20 protein-coding genes are annotated in these 22405 nt (G+C 61.9%); 8 read left to right on the top strand and 12 right to left on the bottom strand.

Features of this window, described 5'->3' with window-relative positions; all coding sequences use genetic code 11:
- Positions 1–335: 335 nt before the first annotated feature.
- Entirely contained in the window at positions 336–1061 is a 726-nt protein-coding gene (locus tag AB8A23_RS07720; protein WP_439059987.1) for a hypothetical protein, read from the top strand.
- 21 nt (positions 1062–1082) lie between these two features.
- Here AB8A23_RS07720 and AB8A23_RS07715 read toward each other — a convergent pair whose 3' ends face one another.
- The 3 genes from AB8A23_RS07715 to AB8A23_RS07705 all read right to left on the bottom strand — a co-directional run bounded on the left by AB8A23_RS07715 (position 1083) and on the right by AB8A23_RS07705 (position 3605).
- A complete protein-coding gene (locus tag AB8A23_RS07715) occupies positions 1083–1547 on the bottom strand; it encodes a CAP domain-containing protein (RefSeq protein ID WP_439059988.1) in 465 nt (154 codons plus the stop codon).
- 310 nt (positions 1548–1857) lie between these two features.
- A complete protein-coding gene (locus tag AB8A23_RS07710) occupies positions 1858–2115 on the bottom strand; it encodes a hypothetical protein (RefSeq protein ID WP_244628328.1) in 258 nt (85 codons plus the stop codon).
- Positions 2116–2588: 473 nt separating this feature from the next.
- Positions 2589–3605, bottom strand: a complete 1017-nt coding sequence (locus tag AB8A23_RS07705; protein WP_439059989.1) for a 2-dehydropantoate 2-reductase — start codon at positions 3603–3605, stop codon at positions 2589–2591.
- Between the two features lie 133 nt (positions 3606–3738).
- Here AB8A23_RS07705 and AB8A23_RS07700 point away from each other — a divergent pair, with 133 nt between their 5' ends.
- Positions 3739–4368, top strand: a complete 630-nt coding sequence (locus AB8A23_RS07700) for a YidB family protein (protein ID WP_439059990.1) — start codon at positions 3739–3741, stop codon at positions 4366–4368.
- A gap of 27 nt (positions 4369–4395) precedes the next feature.
- Entirely contained in the window at positions 4396–4665 is a 270-nt protein-coding gene (locus AB8A23_RS07695) for a GlsB/YeaQ/YmgE family stress response membrane protein (protein WP_089267746.1), read from the top strand.
- A 73-nt stretch (positions 4666–4738) separates the two neighbouring features.
- On the opposite strand, the gene AB8A23_RS07690 is transcribed toward AB8A23_RS07695, so the two are convergent.
- Complete coding sequence (locus AB8A23_RS07690; protein ID WP_439059991.1) at positions 4739–5524, bottom strand: SDR family NAD(P)-dependent oxidoreductase; 786 nt, start codon at positions 5522–5524, stop codon at positions 4739–4741.
- Positions 5525–5780: 256 nt separating this feature from the next.
- On the opposite strand from AB8A23_RS07690, the gene AB8A23_RS07685 reads away from it, so the two are divergent.
- From AB8A23_RS07685 to AB8A23_RS07675, 3 genes are all read left to right on the top strand, one after another.
- Complete coding sequence (locus tag AB8A23_RS07685) at positions 5781–6845, top strand: acyl-CoA dehydrogenase family protein (protein WP_439059992.1); 1065 nt, start codon at positions 5781–5783, stop codon at positions 6843–6845.
- Positions 6846–6873: 28 nt separating this feature from the next.
- Positions 6874–8034, top strand: coding sequence for an acyl-CoA dehydrogenase family protein (locus tag AB8A23_RS07680; RefSeq protein WP_120287384.1), 1161 nt, complete (start codon positions 6874–6876; stop codon positions 8032–8034).
- 130 nt (positions 8035–8164) lie between these two features.
- Positions 8165–8971: an enoyl-CoA hydratase/isomerase family protein gene (locus tag AB8A23_RS07675; protein ID WP_439059993.1), complete on the top strand. Its 807-nt coding sequence runs from the start codon at positions 8165–8167 to the stop codon at positions 8969–8971.
- A 99-nt stretch (positions 8972–9070) separates the two neighbouring features.
- Here AB8A23_RS07675 and AB8A23_RS07670 read toward each other — a convergent pair whose 3' ends face one another.
- From AB8A23_RS07670 to AB8A23_RS07655, 4 genes are all read right to left on the bottom strand, one after another.
- On the bottom strand, positions 9071–11197 hold the full coding sequence (locus AB8A23_RS07670; protein ID WP_439059994.1) for an acetate--CoA ligase family protein: 2127 nt from the start codon (positions 11195–11197) through the stop codon (positions 9071–9073).
- Positions 11198–11307: 110 nt separating this feature from the next.
- Positions 11308–12069: a hypothetical protein gene (locus tag AB8A23_RS07665; RefSeq protein WP_414716833.1), complete on the bottom strand. Its 762-nt coding sequence runs from the start codon at positions 12067–12069 to the stop codon at positions 11308–11310.
- A 2-nt stretch (positions 12070–12071) separates the two neighbouring features.
- The gene (locus tag AB8A23_RS07660; protein ID WP_231078911.1) at positions 12072–12860 is read right to left on the bottom strand and encodes an enoyl-CoA hydratase; all 789 of its coding nucleotides are present in this window, start codon (positions 12858–12860) and stop codon (positions 12072–12074) included.
- A gap of 55 nt (positions 12861–12915) precedes the next feature.
- Positions 12916–14121, bottom strand: coding sequence for an ABC transporter substrate-binding protein (locus AB8A23_RS07655; RefSeq protein ID WP_089267753.1), 1206 nt, complete (start codon positions 14119–14121; stop codon positions 12916–12918).
- Positions 14122–14316: 195 nt separating this feature from the next.
- On the opposite strand from AB8A23_RS07655, the gene AB8A23_RS07650 reads away from it, so the two are divergent.
- Together AB8A23_RS07650 and AB8A23_RS07645 are read left to right on the top strand one after the other, a co-directional pair.
- Positions 14317–15105, top strand: a complete 789-nt coding sequence (locus AB8A23_RS07650; RefSeq protein ID WP_439059995.1) for a thermonuclease family protein — start codon at positions 14317–14319, stop codon at positions 15103–15105.
- A 32-nt stretch (positions 15106–15137) separates the two neighbouring features.
- Positions 15138–16670: a M48 family metalloprotease gene (locus tag AB8A23_RS07645; protein ID WP_439059996.1), complete on the top strand. Its 1533-nt coding sequence runs from the start codon at positions 15138–15140 to the stop codon at positions 16668–16670.
- 84 nt (positions 16671–16754) lie between these two features.
- Here AB8A23_RS07645 and AB8A23_RS07640 read toward each other — a convergent pair whose 3' ends face one another.
- From AB8A23_RS07640 to AB8A23_RS07625, 4 genes are all read right to left on the bottom strand, one after another.
- Positions 16755–17819, bottom strand: coding sequence for a CarD family transcriptional regulator (locus AB8A23_RS07640; protein WP_439059997.1), 1065 nt, complete (start codon positions 17817–17819; stop codon positions 16755–16757).
- 258 nt (positions 17820–18077) lie between these two features.
- Positions 18078–18416, bottom strand: a complete 339-nt coding sequence (fdxA, locus tag AB8A23_RS07635) for a ferredoxin FdxA (RefSeq protein WP_068730400.1) — start codon at positions 18414–18416, stop codon at positions 18078–18080.
- Between the two features lie 151 nt (positions 18417–18567).
- The gene (locus tag AB8A23_RS07630; RefSeq protein ID WP_093757514.1) at positions 18568–18837 is read right to left on the bottom strand and encodes an RNA-binding S4 domain-containing protein; all 270 of its coding nucleotides are present in this window, start codon (positions 18835–18837) and stop codon (positions 18568–18570) included.
- 48 nt (positions 18838–18885) lie between these two features.
- Positions 18886–22356: a helicase-related protein gene (locus tag AB8A23_RS07625; protein WP_439059998.1), complete on the bottom strand. Its 3471-nt coding sequence runs from the start codon at positions 22354–22356 to the stop codon at positions 18886–18888.
- Positions 22357–22405 lie beyond the last annotated feature (49 nt).

Below are 22405 nucleotides of genomic sequence, written 5' to 3'. Positions count from 1 at the left end.
GACATCTGAGAAAAAGGGCGGCCCCAAGGACCGCCCTTTTTCGTGTCTGTTATCGGATAGAGTTCCAGGCGCACGAAACGAAACGAAACGACAACACCGCTCCATCGGACGTGAGCCCGTCGCTTCGCAAACTACGTGTGGTCCCGTGTAGGTGATTGCGCGTCGAGTAGCAGCGCGATCCGAAAACTACTGCCAAGAATGACTCAAAACTCTGAAGTCATCAATTTCAGTGATATGAGAGCAGCAACAGATCTCTGCCTGAAAACACTTCTACATCAGCGTTGTATCGCGAAATAACGCCGGTCTGCCTACCACATGACCGCACTGATGCAGTCATGCTGCACTTGCTCCAAAAGCGGGGAGAAGTAACACATCCGAGGTTGAAAAATGGCCCACAAATGGCGAGAATTGGGTTTGTTATCTACATCGGAACCCACGTGGCTCATTTGTCCGCATACAAGTCACTCATATTTGCGCTACTGACGACCGCATCACTCTCCGGTTTCGCGTTGATGTCTTCGCCTGCTCGTGCGCAATGGTGGACTGCCGCGCCTGCGGACTATGAAGATTGCGCCGAGCGCATCGAAAAATCGACGGCTTCGAAAGACGCCAAGGCTACGGCGCTGTCGGATTGCGAAAGCAAGTTCGCGGGACGGCGCAAGCGTGGTGGGGGCTATACGTATCACGACTTCATGCAGAACCGCAGCTTCGATATCGCTGGCCCAAACCCAACCACGGCCGAACAGAAGGCGATCGACGAGCAGTACAAAATCTATCTGGACAATCAGCGTCGCAGCGTCATCGTCGCGGCCTTCGCTGAAAAGCAGCGCGAGGCGCAAACCCAGGCTGCGCTCGAAACGGACTTTCGGCAGACCGCGGAAACTCCAAGCGACGTGAAACCTGTCGTGCTACCCAGGCCTCGGCCCAAAGTGCGCGCCAAGGAGCCGGACTGCGCGATCGAGCCGCTTACCTGCGGGTGGTCCAAATTGTCATCGGGGCTGAAAGACATCAAGGACGCGCTGTTCGGCACGCCCGCGCCGGCCAAGACCAAGCGCACTTGAGCCATAGCAACCCGTCAAGTATCAATCCGTGATCACCATCGCCCAGAACATCCGGTAGGGCGACTTGGGATTGGCGACGTAAGCGACGCCGACCTTGCGTGCGCCGGACATGAGCAGGTTCTCGCGATGACCTGGGCTCTCTTCCCATTGCTTCAACGTTTCGGGAAATGTCAGGAAGCCCGCCGCGATGTTCTCTGCTGCTTTGGATTTGCGGAGCTTCCCCACACGTGCGGAGAAAACACCGCCGACCTCGTGGCTGACCTTGCCGCTGGATGACATCGCCTGCGCCTGAGCAAGCGCGACCGCATTCAGTTTACTGTCCAGCGTGACAGAGGAGAGCTTGTGCGCCCGGCGAAAGGCACTGATCTGGCTCGCATAATCAGCCGCTCTGGCCTCGACCATGGTTGCCGCAACCAACACCCCACACAGCACAAACAACCTTATGGGGCTGTAATTCATGACAATCACTTCACGGGGCAGCTTCAATGACTATACCGACGACGTTGCGCAGGAGGTCGCGGCAGCGGCTTGCGGGCATGGGCAGGCGCCTGCACTTCAGCCGCGCTTCGTTGCTCGGCGAGCCGGGCATCATACCCCGGCGACGGGGTGGCCGTTGGAGGGACCGCAAATGCAGGTGCGATGGCACCGATACTTAATATGGCCATGGCCACAGCGATAGCGGCGAAGGATTTCCGCTCCAAGACCTTCAAAAGCAGGGTTCGCATCGATCGCTCCATCCAAGAAAACGGCCTGAAGTGCTAACGCGCTTCAGGCCGGCTTCGTTCAGAACGAAAACTTACTTCTTGGCCTTCTTGGCCTTTGCGGTCTTGCTCACCTTGGCGGCCTTCGTGGCAACCTTCTTCGCCTTGCGGCGGCGATGACCGAGCGGAATGCCGAGCTTGATGGCTTTCTGACGCAGCGAACCACCGGTGCGCTTCATCTCCTTGGAAATCTTCTCGAGCGGGGTCTGGGCCTTCGAATGCGCCTTCAGGATCTTCACGTCTTCCTTGGTATACTCGCGACGGACGAGTTTCTTTTTCGCTTTCTTGGCCATTGTAGCTCCGATTGTTAGTTGAATAATTCGACCGGCACACGCTTTGCCGATGATATGAAAGGATCAAACGCCCAGCCCGGCGCGCGAAGCGCGAACCACCGTCAAATCACGCGGCCTTCTATACTAAAGATGTCGCGAATGACATAGCCCCTGATGTCACATCATGATGTTCAGTATTGAACCAGCCGTACTCCTGCGAGCCTTCTTCACGACGCGAACTGCTACTCGTCGCGAATAACGGGCTAAAAGACTCTTTACATCTCATTTACTGAGAATTCACCGACGCGTATCCGCAATTGATATTTAACGGATAATCATCGGCTTGATGCGAATGCAACGGATAATGGTACCATCGCATTGACCGGCAGACGCAATTGAAGCATTCGGATAGTTGAGTCCGCCGATAGTAGCCGAAACGAATAGTAACATTCTCGTAATGATAGCGCCGAAGCCGGTCCAACAGTCCCTTCGGCTCAATCAATGTCACGTTCACTGCGAATCTGATCTGGCGTGAGTGCGGGCGATCCCCTGCCTGACGTCTCTGCGTGCTTGATCAGTGTCATCACGCGCAGCGATAGCGGAGCCGTGATCTGATATTTCGCCGCCAGCTCAACGACGACACCCTGCAAATAGTCAATCTCGGTGCGTCGATCGCGCTGCAGATCCTCCCACATGGACGAGCGCGCATTTGCGTCGATCTTCATCGTCCGCCCGAGCAGCATATTGAACAGGCCGTCAGGTAGCCGCAGCAAATGCGGCGTTAGTCGCGCAGGGATCGGCGTCGCCGAGATGGGCTTGATACCGGCGACTTTCAGAACGGCCAGGCCTTCCGCCATTTGATCGGCGAATAACGAGCGCCACGCGCGCTGTGCAAGCTGCGACCGCAGCGGTATATCCGACAGCGCATTGAGCGCGTTGTTCAAATTGACCAGCAGCTTACCCCACTGGACACCGACGATATCGTCGCTCGCAAGGACGGCAAGATGCGGCACGGATAGCTCCGAAGCGGTATCGGCCCCATCGCGTTCGACGACGATGTTTCCGGACGTTGCGCGGTGAACATGACCATCGTCCTTTGCGATGACATTAAATGGCACCATTCCGCCGAGGATGCGGCGCCCGGGCAGAGCTGCGCGCAGGACTCCGACATTGCCGACGCCGTTCTGCAGGCTGACGACGATCGCGTCTTTCGCTGCATGATCCGCGATCAGCCTCGCCATCTCCGCCGTATCGCCGCTCTTGACCGCGACCAGAATGATCTTCGCCTCGCTCATGATGGCGGGGTCATCCGACAGCCGCAGCTGGCCGGGAGCGAGACGTTGATCAAGTCCCTCGAAGCTCGTCAGCCTCAGACCGTGCCCCTCGATGCTGTCCACGATGCGCCGCCGCGCCAGTATGGCGACGTCGCGGCCGGCTGCCGCCAGGATGCCACCCACGAAACAGCCGATACTGCCGGCACCGGCGATACAAATGGGCCGCGTTTCGATCACGTCATCTCCCGTTCATCCAGCATCCGTTACTAGCAAAATGCCGCAGCGCTGCCTATCGGCGGAACCGACGCGCCTTGTAGGCGTCATACCGCGCAGCTATGCTTTCGCCGGGCTGGCAGAACAGGAGATGATCATGGGTTTGCTCGACATTCTGAATGGCATGGCCAACGGGCCGCGTGGCCCCAGCGATCCCGACGACAAGAGCGGCGGCATGTCGCCGATGACGATGGCGATCCTCGCGCTGCTCGCCTACAAAGGCTACAAGCACTTCACTGGCAGCCAACCGGCGGCACAGGGGCACTCGCAAGAAATCCCGCCGCCGAATACAACGCAGGCCAGCGTGCAGGATGGCGGCCTCGGTGGTATGCTTGGCGGCCTCCTCGGCGGAAATTCTGGCACTGCAGCAGGCGGTGGCGGCCTCGGCGACCTTCTGAAGGGCCCGCTCGGCGGTCTGTTAGCGGGTGGAGCTGCCGGCAGCGTGCTTAGCGGTGGCCTCGGCGACCTGCTCAAGCAGTTCCAGCAGAACGGCCATGGCGACGCCGCGGATTCCTGGGTCAGTTCCGGCCCGAACAAGCAGATTTCGCCTAACGATCTCGGCGCAGCGCTTGGCGCGGATCAGATCGCGCAACTGACGTCGCGCACCGGCATGTCCCGCGAGCAGCTTCTCGCGGAGCTGAGCAACGAACTACCCGATGCCGTTAATCAGTTCACACCGCATGGCCGGCTACCCACGGAAGACGAAGTTAAGTCCAGCTGGGTTTAACGCGCACTTAGAAGAGGGGATATTGCTATGATCTGGATTCTCGTTGTGGGCTTTGTCGCAGGCATTATCGCCCGCCTTCTGTCACCGGGGCCAAACAATCCCAGCGGCTTCATTCTGACCACTATCCTGGGTATTGCCGGCGCATTCCTGGCGACGTTCATCGGCCAGCAGATCGGCCATTACGGCCCGAACCAGGGTGCCGGCTTCATCACCGCCACGATCGGCGCGCTGGTGGTGCTGTTCATCTGGAACAGACTGGTCGCCCGCCGGATGATTTCCGATCCGGGCAATCGCTGATCTGCCAGCAATCGAGAATGAAAAAGCCTCGGGCATCACCCGAGGCTTTTTGCTGTTTGACGCAGGTTTCCGATCAGGCCAGCAGATGCATGCCGGCATCCATCCGCACCAATTCGCCCGTCATATTGCTCGATGGCGACGTGGCGAGGAAGCAGATCAGGGCGGCGACGTCCTCCGCGGTCGAGGCCACCTTCAGCGGAACCCGCGCGATCACGGCATCGCGAACTTTAGCAGCACCGTCCGCACCGCGTCCCTTGGTGAACCATGGCGTATCGATATAGCCAGGGCAGACCGTATTGACGCGGATCAGCGGAGCCAATGCACGGCCGAGCGACAGCGTCATCGAATTCAGCGCGCCCTTGCTGGCGGCATAGGCGACTGACGAACCGCCGCCTGTGATACCGGCCATCGACGAGACATTGACAACGGCCGAAGCACGACCCGACGCCTTGGCGCCGGCTTCGAGCAAGGCACGCGCCGCACGTACCATCTGATAGGGTCCGATCGTGTTGACCGCGTAGATGCGCTGGAAATCTTCCGCGGACAGGCCATCGAGATCGTGATGCGGCACATGCTTGGTCATGCCGGCATTGTTGATCAGCGCATCGATCCGCCCCCAGTGCTGGGCAGCCGCGACGATGTTCTTGCAATCGTCGTCCTTCGATACATCGCCTTGAGCCACGATGACTTCGGTTGCACCCGCATCTCGGCACAGCTCGGCGGTGGCTTCGGCTTCCTTCTGACTCGACGAATAGTTGATGACAATACGGGCGCCGTCCTTGGCGAGAATGGCGGCGGTCGCAGCACCAAGCCCCGATGCCGACCCTGTAATCACGACGCACAAACCGTCACTTGCCATCTGCATTTCCTCTGCTTGTTCTGACGCTGATGCGATCTACCATAATGCGGTCGCGCTGGTATACAACGCGGCACAAGTTCGCTTTGCGGAATTAAATTGCGCTGCACCGACACATCATGCCGCCACCGCAGGCCCCTCTGCAGCCAGCCCGCTTGTCTTCCTTCCGCCTTTTCCGCATCATGAATGCAAGAAAAGTGGCAGCGCCCATGCCCGGCATTCCCTGCCGAATGAGATGCGCTAGCACACGGGGAACGCCTTGACGGACGCAGACAATATCGTTGCGGAAACCGCGGAACGTATTTTCGCCGATCTCGCTGACGCACAGACCATCAATCACGACAAGAACGGCAGCTGGAAAGCGCCGCTCTGGCAGGCACTGACCGATGCTGGCCTGCCGCTCTCATGGGTGCCTGAAGAGTGCGACGGCTCCGGCACCAGCATGGCCGAAGGTTTCAGCGTCCTCAGCGTCGCCGGTCGCGCCGGCGTTGCGGTGCCGCTCGCCGAGACCATGCTGGCGGGCTGGCTGCTCGCGCAAGCCCAGATCAAATCGCCCGTAGGCATGATGACCGTCGCGCCGGCAAACCCGCGCGATCGCCTCACGCTCAACGCGGATGGTACAATCACCGGCCGCGCACGTGGCGTGCCGTTCGCGACGGATGCGAAACACATCGCTGTCGTCGCCTCCGGCATCGGCGGCGCCTCTATTGCGCTGGTGGACGCCAGCGCCTGCCGGATTGAGGGTGGGCTCGGTCTGGCCGATGACCCGTCCGACACGGTGCATTTCGACACTGTGAAGCCGGTGACCCTTCAATCTGCACCATCGGGCTTCGATCAGAACGCGCTGTTGCTGATGGGCGCACTCGTACGCAGCCAGCAAATTGCCGGTGCACTGGAAACCATGCTTGGCATCGGCGTGAACTATTCCGGCGAGCGCGTGGCGTTCGAGAAGAAGATCTCGAAATTCCAGGCAGTGCAGCACAATCTGGCGAAGCTAGCAGGCGAAACCTCAGCAGCCCTCGCCGCTGCCAGCTCCGCGGCTGACGCCTTCTCCAGCGGCGCACCGCTCGATGACGCGCTCTTCCTCGAGGCCGCCGCTGCAAAGATCCGTTGCTCCGAGGCCGCCGAAAAGGGCGCCGCCATCGCGCATCAGGTTCTTGGGGCCATCGGCTTCACGCAGGAGCACATCCTGCATCGCTACACGCTGCGCGCATTGGCATGGCGCGATGATTTCGGCAGCGAGAGCTACTGGGCGGTCGAGCTCGGCAAACTGGTCGCTGCGCGCGGTGCCGACGAGCTGTGGCCTCTGGTCGCGTCGCGCTGATCGAACACAAGAAACGAGATCCTTTCACATGACTGCAGCCCTTCGTTTCGATCCGATCCGCCTGCCGCCCGAATGCGAGCAGCTGCGCAAGGAAGTGCGCGCTTTTCTCGCCGAGGAAATCGCCGCCGGCACTTTCGATCCGCACAAGCCCCAGCGCGAGGACTCGGACAATCCTGAATTCAGCAAGCGCGTCGGCGAGCGCGGCTGGCTCGGCATGACCTGGCCCAAGAAGTATGGCGGCCACGAGCGCTCGTTCCTTGAACGCTACGTTGTTACCGAGGAGATGCGCGTGGCCAACGCGCCGGTGCGCCGCTTTTTCGTTGCCGACCGCCAAAGCGGCCCGGTGCTGCTGAAATACGCCCCCGAGCACATCAAGATGGACATCCTGCCGCGCATCTGCCGCGGCGAGGTGTGTTTCTCCATCGGCATGAGCGAACCGAATTCCGGCTCCGACCTGTTCGCCGCCAAGACCAAGGCCACCAAGACCGACGGCGGCTGGCTCATCAACGGCAGCAAGATCTGGACGACCTCGGCCCATATGGCCGACTACATGATCGCGATCTTCCGCACATCGGCCCCGACCAAGGAAAATCGCCGCCACGGGTTGACGCAGTTTCTGGTCAATATGAAGAAACCGGGCATCACGGTGAACCCGATCGCGCAGATCACCGGCCAGTATGAATTCAACGAAGTCGTGTTCACCGATCACTTCGTGCCGGACGACCACATGCTCGGCGAGATCGACAGCGCCTGGAAACAAGCCACCAGCGAGCTCGCTTATGAGCGATCCGGCCCCGAACGTTTCCTTGAAACCTATTACGTGCTGACCGAACTGGTCCGTGCTGTCGGACCGAAGCCGGACACTCGCAGCGCCGAAGGCATCGGCCGCCTCGTCGCACAGCTGCACACGATGCGCCGCATGTCGGTGTCGGTGGCCGGCATGCTGCAGGCCGGCAAGGAGCCGGTGGTGGAAGCGTCCATCGTCAAGGATATCGGCACGATCTGGGAGCAGCAGTTGCCCCATCGCGTGCGCGAACTCGCAGCCTTCGTCGACGACAACGCCTCGAACCACGCCACGCTGGACGAAATGCTCGGCTTCGCCATCAAGACGGCACCGAAACTCACCATTCAGGGCGGCACCACCGAAGTCCTGCGCGGCATCATCGCGCGCGGACTTGGTCTGCGCTGAGGCTCGTCGTTCCGGGGCGCACGCGCATCTTGCGCGTGTGAACCCGGAACCTCGACATGGTTGAACACATCCAGATTCCGGGTTCACACCCGGCAAGCGCCGGGCGTGCCCCGGAATGACGAGGAAACACATGACCACCTACAAAGATATCGGCGTCGAGACCCGCGGCCACATTGCGATTATCGAGATTCGCAAGCCGCCTCTGAACTTCTTCGACATCCTGCTGATCCAGCAGATCGCCAACGCGCTGGACGAGATCGATGCCAATCCCGAAATCCGGGCGACGGTTCTGTGCGCGCAAGGCAAGGCGTTCTGCGCCGGCGCCGATTTCAGCGATCCCAACCGCAAGGAAACCGAAGCGGCCGCCAAAAGCGGCGACCCCGCTGACAATCTCGGTTCCATCGGCCATCTCTATATGGAAGCCGTGCGTATCTTCCGCGCCAAGAAGCCAATCGTTGCGGCCGTCCAGGGCGCAGCCATCGGCGGTGGCCTCGGCCTCGCGGTGTCGGCCGATTTCCGCGTCGCCTGCCCGGAAACCCGCTTCGCCGCCAACTTCACCAAGCTCGGCTTCCATCCCGGCTTCGGCCTGACGGTCGCGCTCACCGAAGTGGTCGGCAAGAACAATGCGGAGTTGATGTTCTACACCAGCCGCCGTGTGGGCGGAGAGGAAGCCCTGAAGATGGGCCTCGCCAATGTGCTGGTGCCGCAAGCCGAGGTCCGCAACGCCGCCATCAAGCTCGCCGAGGAGATCGCCGAATGCTCGCCGCTCGGCCTGCTCTCTACCCGCGCCACCATGCGCAACGGCCTCGCCGACCGCGTCGCCAAGGCGACGGAGCACGAACTCGCCGAACAGACGCGCCTGCGTAAGACAGAAGATTTCAAGGAAGGCGTTGCGGCGACTGCCGAACGCCGGGTGCCGAACTTCAAGGGGCGCTAAGTCCCCGTCGGGTTTGTTTTCAAACCTCACTTGGAAATGGCCGGGCAGCGCGAAGCGAGCTTCGCTAGACGCCCCGGCCATTTTTATGTCATGGGCACTCTAGTCTTTCCGCACCACCAACGCATCGACGATGGTGATGCCCTCGCCCGCCGGATGCACCAGTACCGGATTGAGTTCGATCTCGGCAATCTCGCCCTTGAACTGAGCTGCGAGCTGCGAGAGCTGCGCAATCAGCCCCGCCGCCGCCGACACGTCGGCCTTCAGCGCGCCGCGAAAGCCGTTCAGCAACGGCGCGGCCTTGAGTGCGCCTAGCATGGAAGTAGCCTCAGCGGCACTCACGGGCGCCGGGCGATAGACCACGTCCTTGAACAATTCCGCCGTCACTCCACCAAGGCCGACCATCACCATCGGCCCAAAGGTCTCATCCAGTAGTGTGCCCACGATGATCTCGACACCCTTGCTAGCCATCGGCGAAACGAGCACGCCCTGCAGCGCGGCCTTCGGTCGGTGCTGCCGGGCGCTGGCGGTCAGCGCACCATAGGCAGCTGCGGCTTCATTCTTCGTGGCGATGTTGACCCTGACGCCGCCAACCTCACTCTTGTGCGGAATGTCGCGCGACTGGATTTTCATCACCAGCGGGAAGCCGATCTTGGCAATCGCTGCATCCAGCAATGATCTGTCGGTGACAAGAACCTCGCTTGGCAGCGCGACACCGGTAATCTGCAGCAGCGTCTTGCTGTCATACTCGGAGAGCGTCGGCGCGGTCAGATGCTCAGCCAGATCATTCTGCGCAGGTGCCGCTGTAGCAACCGGCTCTACAAGTTTGAATCTTGCGTGATCAACAAGTCGCCGCAACGCTACACTGACATGGGTGAGGCCGGACAAAACGACGACGCCGGACTCGGCGAGACCCATGCGCGCAAAGTTCGACGGCAGCGTATAAGACCAGAACACGATCGGTTTGTTCTGCGCAGCAATGACGGGCTTCAGCTCCGGCGTCTTGAACGGCATCCGCGTCTCGCTCGATAGCGAGATGACCACCAGGATTGCATCGACCTCGTCAGACCTGTCGAGCAGTTCAATGGTCTTTTGCAGCCCGCCACTATGCACTGCCTGGGCCGTGATATCGATCGGATTGCACGGCGACCCGTAGGACGGGATCAGCCCGCGAATCGTCGCCTGAACGCCGTCCGACAATTCGGGCACCTGCAGCCCCTGCGCCGACACGGCATCAGCGCCCCAGATACCTGCGCCGCCCGAGACGGTGACGACAGCGACGCGATCGCCCTTCGGCAGCGGCGACGTTGTCAGCACGGCGGCAATGGTCACCGCTTCGTCGAGATCGTTGGAGACGATGAAGCCATAACGCGCGAACACCGCATCATAGGCGGCCGTCCAGCCCGCCATGCTGGCGGTATGCGAGGCTGCTGCGCGCTCGCCAGCACCGGAGCGGCCGACCTTTACGACGATGACCGGTTTGCCGAGCTCCGCCGCCTTGCGAGCCGCGGCGAGAAATTTGTCGACGTCGCGAATGCCCTCGATGAACAGCAGGATCACGTCAGTCGCCGGATCCTGCACCATGTAATCGAAGAATTCGCCTGCACCGAGATCGGACTCGTTGCCGGTCGAGATCACGGTGCTCAGAGCAATGCCGAGCGACTTGGCGCGGTTATAGATCGCAAAGCCGATGCCACCGGATTGCGCGACGATACCGATCCGCTTTTGCGTGGCGATCAATCGTGGCTGATCCGGCTTCATATCAACGGTTGGGCTGAAGGTCGCGGCGATGCCGGCAATCTGGTTGTAGTACCCCTCGGCGTTCGGTCCGGAGATCCGCATTCCCGTGCGCTTCGCCAACGCCGCGATGGCATCCTGCATGGCGATGGAATCGCCGCCTTCCTCGGCAAAGCCGGAGGAGATGATGATGGCGTGCTTGACGCCGAGCGTCGCGCACTCCTCAAGCGCGCCAAGCACGACACGCGCAGGAATGATCACGATGGCGAGATCGATCGGCTGCCCAATGGCTTTGATGGTCGGATAGCACGCGAGCCCATCGATATCCGGATAGTTCGGATTGACCGGATAGATCGCGCCGGAGAACTGGTTCTTGCGCAGAAAGGAGAGAAGCAGGCCCGGGATCTTCGTGACATCGCGGGAGGCGCCAATGATGGCGATGCTAGATGGATTGAAGAACGAGTCCAGCGGATGCGGACATGTCACAGTCATGGCGTTTCCCGTTTATTGTTGTTGCCGTAGCGTTTCCGAGCGAAGTGGATACCGGTTCGCATGAAGGAAACGCGTCAGAACAAGAAGGGATCGTGCGGCGATTGCCGCAATCACGCAACGACGCGAAACGTGACCCCGGCCAGCAGAAATGCATCCCCGGCGCAAGGACAGCCACGCGCCCGTGCACTGCCGAGCACCTGCGCAACGTCGTTGACGCGAAAGGTGAGCCCGGTCATTGCCTCTGCCTTGCCCTTGGCGAAGCGCAAACAGCCGTTCGTGAACGCGATCTGCGGATCGTCGTTGCGGGCCGAGGTCAGCGGCACGCCGATGATATTGCTCCAGTGCTGCGCTAGATCGTAATGGTCCGGACTCTGCAGCTCGACCTCGGTCAGCGCGCGCGTGATGTCATGGCGGATCGCGTCCTGCCAGTCCGGACCGGCCGGTGGATACGGCCCGAAATCGTCGTCGCTGTCTTTGGTGTGATTGAACTCGATGAAGGCGGCCCGGCAATCGCGTGGATGCAATTGCACGCCGTGATAGGGCGGATGATCGATCACATTGGCGGTGCGCACGCCGATGCTGGCGGCGAAGCGCCCGCGCTCGTCAGGATCCTCGCAGGACAGGATCACCATATAGCCGCCGCGCCCGCCGGATTTCTCCATGAACCGCCCGGCCGCCGTGCCCGGCTGCGTCGGCGCGACCACTTCGAGCAACGTCGCCTCAACCGGCATCAGTGCATTTTCGAGGCCGTATTTGCCGACATGGGGGTCGCGGTAGCAGATATCCAGGCCGAGAATGGCCGCGATATCGCTCACCACCGGCTCCAGATGCGGAGCGACCAGACAAACTTGCCGCAACCGCATCTGGCTCATGGTCATTGCCCCTTGAAGACCGGCTTGCGCTTCTCGACGAAGGCCTGGGCGGCCTCCTTGTGATCGTCGGTGTCGCTGCAGCGGGTGTGATGGATCGACTCGGCGTCGAAACAGGCTTCGAGCGTCATCGTCTCGGCATTGTTGATGTTGGTCTTGATGTAACCGTAGGTGATGCTCGGGCCCTGGGCGAGTGACATCGCCAGGTCGCGCGCCGCTGTCTCCACCTCGGCGTCATCGACGACCTTGGTCACCATACCGAGCGCCAGCGCTTCCTGTGCGGAGAGCACCGGCGACATCAGATAGAGCTCGCGTGCCTTGGCGCTGCCGAGCATCTTGGTCAGGAAATAGGTGCCGCCATAATCACCGGAGAAGCCGACCTTGGCGAAAGCCGTGGTGATCTTCACCGATTTGCTGGCGACACGGAGATCGCAGGACAGCGCGATCGAAAGACCGGCGCCTGCGGCCGCACCGTCGAGCTGCGCCACCACCGGCTTCGGCATCTGGTGCAGAATGCGCGACACTTCCATGCCGCGGCGCAGATTGGCGCGCTTGGCCTCGAACGGCAGCGGCGCGCGGCCGGCCGCCATCGACTTGACGTCGCCACCGACACAGAACGTGCCGCCGGCGCCCTTGATGAGCACGGCGCGGACGTCGTGATCTTCCTGCGCACGGCGTGCTGCCGCGACCAGGCCCTGTGTCATCTCCGGATTGAGCGCATTGCGCCGATCCGGACGATTCATGGTGATGGTCAGAAGACCGTTGTCGAGGTCCTGCAGGACGATGTCGCTCATGATTGCGCTCCTTGTTGTTGTTCTTGATCGTCCGGCAAGCTTCAGGCCCCGACGATTACTTTTTCACCAGCGGACAGCGCGAGGCCTCCAGCGGCTGGAACGCCTGCTCTGCGGGAACGGTTGCCAGCAGCTTGTAGTCGTCCCAACGGCCCTTGGATTCCGACGGCTTCTTCACCTCGAACAGGTACATGTCATGCACCATGCGCCCATCCTCGCGAATCCGGCCATTCTTGGCGAACATGTCGTTAATCGGCGTCTCCTTCATGAGCTTCATGACCGGAGCCGAGTCCGTGGTGCCGGCGGCCTTCACGGCCTTGAGATAATGCAGCACCGATGAATACACGCCGGCCTGGGCCGATGTCGGCACGCGCTTGGTGCGCTCCTGGAAGCGCTTGGTGAACGCGCGCGTCTCGTCATTGAGATCCCAGTAGAACGCTTCCGCCAGGATCAGGCCCTGTGCAGTATCAAGACCGACGCTGTCGATGTCGGAGATGAAGGCCAGCAGCGGCGACAGTTTCTGGCCACCGCTACGCGTCAGGCCGAATTCGGCCGCCTGCTTGATCGCGGTGATGGTATCACCGCCGGCATTGGCGAGGCCGACGACCTTGGCTTTCGAGCTCTGCGCCTGCAGCAGGAAGGACGAGAAGTCGGACGTATTCAGCGGATGCTTGACCGATCCCAGCACCTTGCCGCCGGCCTTGGTCACGACAGCCGTGGTGTCTTTCTCGAGGTCCGCGCCGAATGCATAGTCGGCCGACAGGAAGAACCAGGTGTCGAGACCGTTTTTCACCGTGGCGAGACCGGTCACATTGGCCTGCGCGTAAGTGTCGAACACGTAATGCACCGTATAGGGGCCGCAGGCCTCGTTGCTGAGGCGGATTGAGCCCGGGCCGTTGAAGATGATGATCTTGTTGCGCGCACGCGCGATCTCGCTCGCAGCCAGCGCGGTCGCCGATGCCGCAACGTCGATGATCGCCTCGACACCTTGATTGTCGAGCATGTCGCGCGCGATGTTGGCGGACAGATCGGCCTTGTTGAGATGGTCCGCAGCAATGATCTCGATCTTACGGCCCAGCACTTCACCGCCGAAATCTTCCGCCGCCATCTTCGCAGCGGTTTCGCTGCCAACGCCGGTGATATCGGCATACAGGCCCGACATATCGAGAATTGCACCGAGCTTCAGCGGCTTGGTCTGCGCCATGGCACTTGTGGCCGCGAATGCCATTGCTGACGCCAGCAGACCTGAAATGATCTTCTTCAAAAGTCCCTCCCTCAGACGCGCCGTTGTTGTTCGTGCGCGGTGTTGTTGTTATCGCGATAATGCCGCAATGGAACAACAGCGGCAAGCGGCGGCGCTGCCAAGAATAGCTGCAAAGACATCAAGGTTTTCCGCAAAGCGGAATGGATTGCTGGCTATGATAGACGAGAGGTTGACCGGAGCTCGCAGGGTGGCGTGATGCGTGCCGCATCAGCAAAGTGTGACGTGTCGCATGCCGCAACGCTATTGCTGGCAGTGATCGCCATTTCAACATCCGCGCAATCTGCGTCGGCGGCCTGCATGTTCGCCGCCCAGGGCGAAGGTCGTGTCGCCGACGTGATCGATGTCAGAACATTGCGTTTGAGCGACGGCAACGTAATCCGTCTGGCGGGGATCGAGCCGATCGCAAACTCATCAGGGCCGACGAATGATCTCTTCGCACTGGCCTCCGGCCGTAATGTCACCTTGTACGGCGAAAGCGACATGCCGGATCGCTACGGCCGGCAACCGGCTTTTGTCTTCGTCGATCCCGCTGCGCCGTCGCTCCAGGCGCAGCTTCTGGCGCAGGGCGCCGCCCTCGCCTCCGGCACGGTTTCGGATAAAGCCTGTGCGGCGGAACTCGCCGCTGCGGAAGGCTCGGCCCGCCGGTTGAAGCGCGGAATCTGGGCTCAGACCAACGTCATAAAAAACGCGGAAAGTCCCGGCGATATCTTGGCCGATGTGGGGCGTTTCGGGGTGGTCGAGGGGCGGGTTCTGTCGGTTCGCCAGGCCGGGACGGTGACCTACGTCAATTTCGGGCGTCGCTGGACTGAGGACTTTGCGGTGACCGTTTCAAGGCGCATGATAGCCGCCTTCGAGACGGCAGGAATTATGCTTAAGTCATTGGAAACACGACATATTCGCGTTCGGGGATCGATCGAGAGGCGCGGCGGGCCGCGGATCGAGGCGCTCGGGGTGTGGCAGATCGAAGTGGTCGGGGACAAGTAGGCCACTTGGGCAGCAAGATCGCTTGAGCGAAGATGATTTGGGCGAATGGGCTGTTTGGGCAGAGAGTGGACGACGTGACGGGTGTGGGACGGCAAACCAGCTTGAGCCGCCGCCTTTGGGCTGCGCCTGTTGTGCTGTGCGCCGCGCTCGCTCTATCGGCCTGTGGCGATGCCAGCCGGTTCGAGGCCGCCTCGTCGGTCAAGCCGACGGTGCCGGCCAAGCCGCCGAAGCCTGCCGTGGTGCAGACCCCGGCCGCCGAGAAAGAACACGAGCGCATCCTCGCATCCTATGGCGGCGCCTATGACGACCCGCGGCTGGAATCACTGATCACCAAGACCGTCGATCGGCTGGTCGCTGCCTCTGAGCGACCGGACCTCGCCTACAAGGTCACGATCCTCAATTCAGGCGCCGTCAACGCCTTCGCCCTGCCGACCGGACAACTCTATGTCACGCGCGGCCTGATCGCGCTGGCCAGCGATACGTCCGAGATTTCATCGGTGCTGTCGCATGAGATGGCGCATGTGCTCGCCAAACACGCGTCCATCCGCGAGGAGCAGGCACGGCAGGCATCGATCGTCACGCGCGTCGTCACCGATATGGGCAGCGATCCCGATCTCACCGCACTCGCGCTCGCCAAATCCAAACTGACGATGGCGAGCTTCTCGCGCGCGCAGGAGTTCGAAGCCGACGGCATCGGCGTAGGCATCTCGGCCCGCGCAAAGTTCGATCCCTATGGCGCGTCGCGCTTTCTCGCTGCGATGGAGCGCAACGCGGCGCTGAAGGCCAGCCGCACGCCGCTTGATCCCCGCGCGCAGGACTTCCTGTCGTCCCATCCGGCGACGCCCGAGCGCGTGCAGAATGCGCAAGCCAATGCGCGGCAATATTCCTCGCCGGACGGCGGCGAGCGCGATCGCGAGACCTATCTCTCGGCCATCGACGGCATCGTCTATGGCGAGGACCCGAGCGAGGGCTTCGTGCGCGGCCGCCGCTTCCTGCATCCCAAGCTCGGCTTCACCTTCCAGGCGCCGGAGGCCTTCACTCTCGACAATACGGCGCAGGCGGTGATCGGCGTGCGCGAAGGCGGCAATCAGGCCATGCGCTTCGACGTGGTCCGCGTACCATCCGAACAGACGCTGAGCGACTATCTCAATTCCGGATGGATGGAGAATGTCGACAAAGCCACCACGGAAGAGCTGACCATCAACGGCTTCCCGGCAGCGTCTGCCATCGCGCGCGGCGACCAGTGGCAATTCCGCGTTTACGCGCTGCGCTTCGGCAGCGACGTCTACCGCTTCATCTTCGCTGCCAAGCAGAAGAGCACCGAGAGCGAACGGAACGCCCGCGACACCGTCAACTCGTTCCGCCGCCTGACCCTGGCCGAGATTCAGGCCGCCCGTCCGCTGCGCATCAAGGTGATCACCGTGCAGCCCGGAGACACCGTGGAGTCACTGTCGCATCGCATGAGCGGCGTCGATCGTCCACTGGAGCGCTTCCGCGTATTGAACGGGCTCGAGAACAATGCCAGCGTGAAAGCCCGCGACCGCGTCAAGGTCGTGGTGGATTGAGATCCACCCAAGTACTTTCTCATAGACAACAAAAAAGCCCGGCCTCTCGGCCGGGCTTTTCGTATTCAACTTGCGAGACGCTGCTTATGCAGCCTCGTCCGCGGCGGCGACATCATCGTCACCATCGCTGTCGGCCTCGTCAGCACCGGCTTCGGCGCCTGCCTCGGCCTTGGCGCCACGGCGCGGGCTCTTGGCGAGCTGGCCTTCGATCTCCTTGACCGCTTCGGTCTCGGTGACGTGCTGAACCACAGCGATTTCGCGCGACAGACGATCGAGAGCTGCTTCATACAGCTGACGTTCGCTGTAGGACTGCTCGGGCTGCGAGTCGGAGCGGAACAGATCGCGGACCACTTCGGCGATGGCAACGATATCGCCCGAGTTGATCTTCGCTTCGTATTCCTGTGCGCGGCGCGACCACATGGTGCGCTTGATGCGGGCACGGCCCTTCAGTGTCTCCAGCGCGCGCTTGACCAGCGCCGGCTCGGACAGCTTGCGCATGCCGACATTCGCGACCTTCGCGGTCGGAACGCGCAGGGTCATCTTGTCCTTCATGAAATTGATCACGAAGAGTTCAAGCCTGGCGCCTGCAATTTCCTGCTCTTCGATGGCGAGGATCTGGCCAACACCATGCGCCGGATAGACAACGAATTCGTTGGTCTTGAAGCCCTGACGCTGGGTCAGTGGCTTCTTCGGCTCTTCGACGCGCGGAGCCGCAGCGGGCGCCGGCTTGGCGGCAACCGGTTTGGCAACGACCGGCTTCGCAGCAACCTTGGCAACTTCCTTCGGCGCAGCAGCCTTCACAGCAGGAGCGGCGGCGGGAGCCTTCGCGGCCGGTTTCGGCGCAGCAGGCTTGGCGGCAGTGGTCTTCGAAGCAGCAGCCTTCGGGGCAGGTTTGGCAGTCTTGTTGGGCATTGCACTTCTTTTATTTTTGGAGGACTTTTCAGCCGCAGCCTTCGCGGCGGTCCGGGTGTCCTTGACAGGAGCCCGGGCACGGCCTTTGGTGACAGAATTCTTCGCAGCAGGACCCTTCACAACGCGGCTCGCCGCAGTTGTTTTCTTGGAAGCCTTCGGATCCAAAACCTTCGAAGCAGTAGCCTTCTTCGAAACAGCAGCCTTGGAAACACTCTTTTTACGCGTTTTCTGTGACACAGCCTGCGCGTGGAAACCGCCACGCCCCTGTTTGATGTTTAAACGGGAACCCGGCAGGGCCAAATCGAGCGGCACCACATGGTCCAGCTTCTTGAATTGTGCCTATTATAGCACATTTCCCGCAAAAATCAATGATTTATGCCCTGTCGCGGCCGCTCGGCGGCCGCTTCCGGGGCATAATCGGGGCTAGGGTAAATTTCGTGTGGCTGGGGGTATCGGGGTCACCCAATCAATTGCTTGATCGTGTGACCGGGGAACTCAGTCGCCCTTGCCAGGCGCCGCCGAGAAATACTTCTCGTACTTGCCTTCCTGACCATCGAATTCCTTGGCTTCGGGCAGTTCGTCGATTTTCTGGGTGATGTTCGGCCACGTCTTGGCGTGTTCCAGATTGATCTGCAGCCACTTCTCGATATTGCCTTCGGTATCAGGCTTGATCGCGTCCGCCGGGCATTCGGGCTCGCAGACACCGCAATCGATGCATTCGTCCGGATGGATGACCAGCATGTTTTCACCCTCGTAGAAGCAGTCCACGGGACACACTTCGACGCAGTCGGTGTATTTACATTTGATGCAATTGTCGGTGACGACGTAAGTCATCCAGAACTCCGGAAACGATCGATATTCAGTGTTTGCGTAGCGCACCAACCCCGCTGCCGCAAGGGATGCAGCCGGCATAGGTCAGGGCATTTCGACCAAGGAAAAAGCCTGCCACGAAACCATCGTTGGACGCGGCATCTAGCCTAGATAGTTACTCCGGAAGGTGTTGCAAATCGGTATAGAGCACGCGCGCCGCAGTGGCATCGCCACGCCGTTCCGAGAAGCCCTCGACCTTCATCACCCGCACGGTGCGATCCAGCGCCACCGTGAGCACGTCGCCGATCTTCACACCATGGCCTGGCGATTTCTCGCGCTCGCCATTGATGCGGACCTTGCCGCCTTCCACCAACGCAACGGCACTGGTGCGGGCTTTGACCACCCGCGCGTGCCACAGCCATTTATCAAGACGCTGGCGCTCCAATCAGCACACCACCAAATGGCGGCACGGCGCCGCCTCACATGACCTGTATCAATCCTTGCGGCCGCTGAGCTGCTCCTTGAGCGCGGCGAGTTTCGCGAAGGGGGAGTTCGGATCGATCGGACGGTCCCGTTCGCGCGGTGCGGCCGATGTGGCGAATGGGCGGGTCGCGCCGCCGCGGTCGTTGCCACGGCCCTCACGGCCCTTGTCGCCGCCCTTGAAGGGGCCTTTGCCCTTGCCCTGGAAGCGTTCGCGCTCACGCGGCGGACGGCCACCCTCGCCCGGCTTGCTGTCGCGTGGACCGCGATTGCCACGGTTGTCGCGGTTCGGCGCACCTTCGGCAGAGGCCGCGGCGGCCGGCGCATCGCTGCGCGGACGACGGAACTCGTTGTTATTGTTGCGATCGCGGCGGCCCTGACCTCCGCGGTCATGCCGCTCGCGCTTCTCGCCATCGGCCACGGCGCCTTCGGCGGGAGCCGACTGCGCAGCGCCCTGCGGGGCGTTGGTGTTGCGATGGTGGCGGTTGCGGTCGTGGCGCGGCGGACGGCGCTCTTCCGAACGGCCACCCGGACGCCAGACTTCGACCAGTTCGGGCTCGGCAGCGACGGCAGGAACCGCAGCGACGTCGCCCTCGGCAGGCGCAGCAGCATCGGCCACTGCAGCAGGTGCGGTCTCGGCAGCAGTCCCGGTTTCGACAATGGCCGCAGCGGGCTCCGGCTGCGCTTCGACGGAAGCCGTCTCTTCAACAGGCGCAGCTTCAGGCGCGGTGCTGGGCACCAGCGCGACTTCAGGCAACAGCGATGCTGACGGCACCGCGGCCGCTTCTTCAACCGGAGCTGCATCAGCAGTTGCATCGGCGGCTGTCTCGGCAGTCGCAATCTCGGCGGTTTCGGCCGCCTCAGCGGCAGCCTCGACCGCAATGACATTGTCCTCACCGGGCTTGTCGGACTCGGCAAGTCCCACCAGGGCGTCGGGCTGATCGCCCGTATTGTCGTCAGCCTTGACCTCGATCGGCGTCGTCGCAGCGACCGGCTTCGGCGGTGCCGGCGGCAGCGGCGCCTTCTTCTCCATGCGATAGCCCAGGGCACGCAGGATCGAGGCGAAATCTTCGCCGGCCGAGCCGGTGAGCGAGGTCATCGCCTGCGTCACCACGAAGTGGCGACCATCAAAGGCGCCCGCGGGCTTCTCGCCCGGTGACGCTTCACGCCACGCGAGAGCTGGACGGATCAGATCGGCCAGACGTTCGAGAATATCGACGCGCACCGCGCGCTCGCCGCACTGGCGATAGCCGAGCACGCGATAGGCATCGCGATCGAGCAGCTTGTCGACCGGGAAGGATGTACGGCCCGACCCTGCGAGATGCTGTGCACTCGACAGCGCCGACATATCGACATTGTCCTGCTTCAGCGCCCAGAGCAGCGCCGCGAGCGAACGCCCCGCAGGCTTCAGCAGGCCGGGGATATAGATATGATAGGCGCCGAACCGCACGCCGTATTTGCGCAAGGTCGCGCGCGACGGCTGATCGAGATCCTTCATCTCGGTCGCGATCTTCTGCCGTTCCAGCACGCCGAGTGCTTCGGTGAGCTGGAACGCGATGCCGCGTGCGATACCGGTGATGTCTTCGGCCTTGGTGAGATCGAACAGCGGCCCGAGCAGCTTCTCGATATGCGTCTTCAGCCAGAGATCGAGGCGGGCCTGAACCGCATCGCGCGGCGCGCCGGAGAGGCGCTCATCGGCGATGATGCGGAGACGGGGATGCAGCACATCGTCGGCTGCGACCAGACGGGCCACCGCATCGCCGGTCCAGCGCATGGTGCCGTCGGAGGCGAGCACGAACTGATCGTCCGGCGCGTTGCCGAGTTTCTCGGCGCGCGCGTCGATCTCGCCGGCCAGCGCCTTCAGCGCCGTGGCCTGCAAGGCCTTCGCATCCGAGCCAGCCTCGGCCGCATCGGGCAAAAATGTAAACCCGTCGAGACGGCCAATCACATGGCCCTCTACGATCACTTCGCCCGTCTTACCAATTTCAGTATTCAGCATCGTGTTTTCCCGCAAGCGGCGCATCAATACACTGGTACGACGATCAACGAAACGCTCAGTGAGCCTCTCATGAAGGGCATCTGACAGTTTATTTTCCAATTCGCGCGAAATTCCCTGCCAATGATCCGGATCTGAGAGCCAATCGGGACGATTTGCCACGAATGTCCAGGTCCGGATTTGCGCGATTCGGCCCGATAACGTGTCGATATCGCCATCAGTTCGGTCCGCTTGCGCGATTTGCGCGCCAAACCAGGCATCGGGGATGCGCCCACGCTGCATCAGGAAGTTGAAGATAGTGACTACCAGCTCTGCGTGTGCAGCGGGCGCGATGCGGCGGTAATCTGGAATCTGGCACGCATCCCACAGTTTCTCAACGGCGGCCTTGCCCTGCGCCATTTCGCGCACGTCGACGTCACGGACGGCATGATCGAGCACGCGCAGGTCTTCGGCGATCGGCGCACGGGTCAGCGCCTCGTGGTGCGGCACCTCCGCCAATGACACCTGCAGCGAGGCAATCGAGGAGAAATCCAGCTTCGAATTGCGCCATTGCAGCACCTTCACCGGCTCGAAGATGTGGTTCTGCAGCTGATTGACGAGTTCGGGCTCGAACGGCTCGCAGCGGCCTGTGGTGCCGAAGGTACCGTTGCGTGTCGCGCGGCCGGCGCGGCCGGCGATCTGCGCGAATTCCGACGGCGTCAGGCGGCGGAATTGGTAGCCGTCATATTTGCGATCGCTGGCAAAGGCGACGTGATCGACGTCGAGATTGAGGCCCATTCCGACCGCGTCGGTTGCCACTAAGTAGTCAACGTCACCATTCTGGAACATCGCGACCTGCGCGTTGCGCGTGCGCGGCGACAGCGAGCCCAACACGACTGCAGCGCCGCCGTGCTGGCGCTTGATCAGTTCGGCGATGGCGTAAACTTCGTCCGCGGAAAACGCGACAATCGCTGTCCTGCGCGGCTGCCGCGTGATCTTGCGATCGCCAGCGAATTCCAGATGCGACAAACGCGGCCGTGTGACGATGCTGGCGCCGGGCAGCAGACGCTCGATGATCGGGCGCATGGTCGCGGCGCCAAGCAGCAGCGTCTCGTCGCGGCCGCGGCGATGCAGGATGCGATCCGTAAAGACGTGACCGCGCTCCAGATCTGCCGCGATCTGGATTTCATCGACGGCCAGAAATGACACGTCGAGATCCCGCGGCATCGCCTCGACGGTCGACACCCAGTAGCGCGGCTTGGCGGGCTTGATCTTCTCTTCGCCGGTGATCAGCGCCACGGCTTCAGGGCCGACGCGGTCCAAAATTTTATTATAGACCTCGCGCGCCAGCAGGCGCAGCGGCAGGCCGATGATGCCCGACGAATGCGCGAGCATGCGCTCGATAGCGAGATGGGTCTTGCCGGTATTGGTGGGGCCGAGCACTGCGGTGACGCCGGCGCCGGGGGCCCTGCCGTTGGACAGCGTGGGCGGAGAAGACAAAAAGGCCATGTTTTTCAGATATTTCCGCGTCGCCGACTGTCAAGACCGAGACAGGTTA

The sequence above is a fragment of the Tardiphaga sp. 619_E2_N8_4 genome (genome assembly GCF_051810905.1).
Taxonomy (GTDB): Bacteria; Pseudomonadota; Alphaproteobacteria; order Rhizobiales; family Xanthobacteraceae; genus Tardiphaga; species Tardiphaga robiniae.
This window is presented reverse-complemented; position numbering and strand designations above follow the sequence as displayed.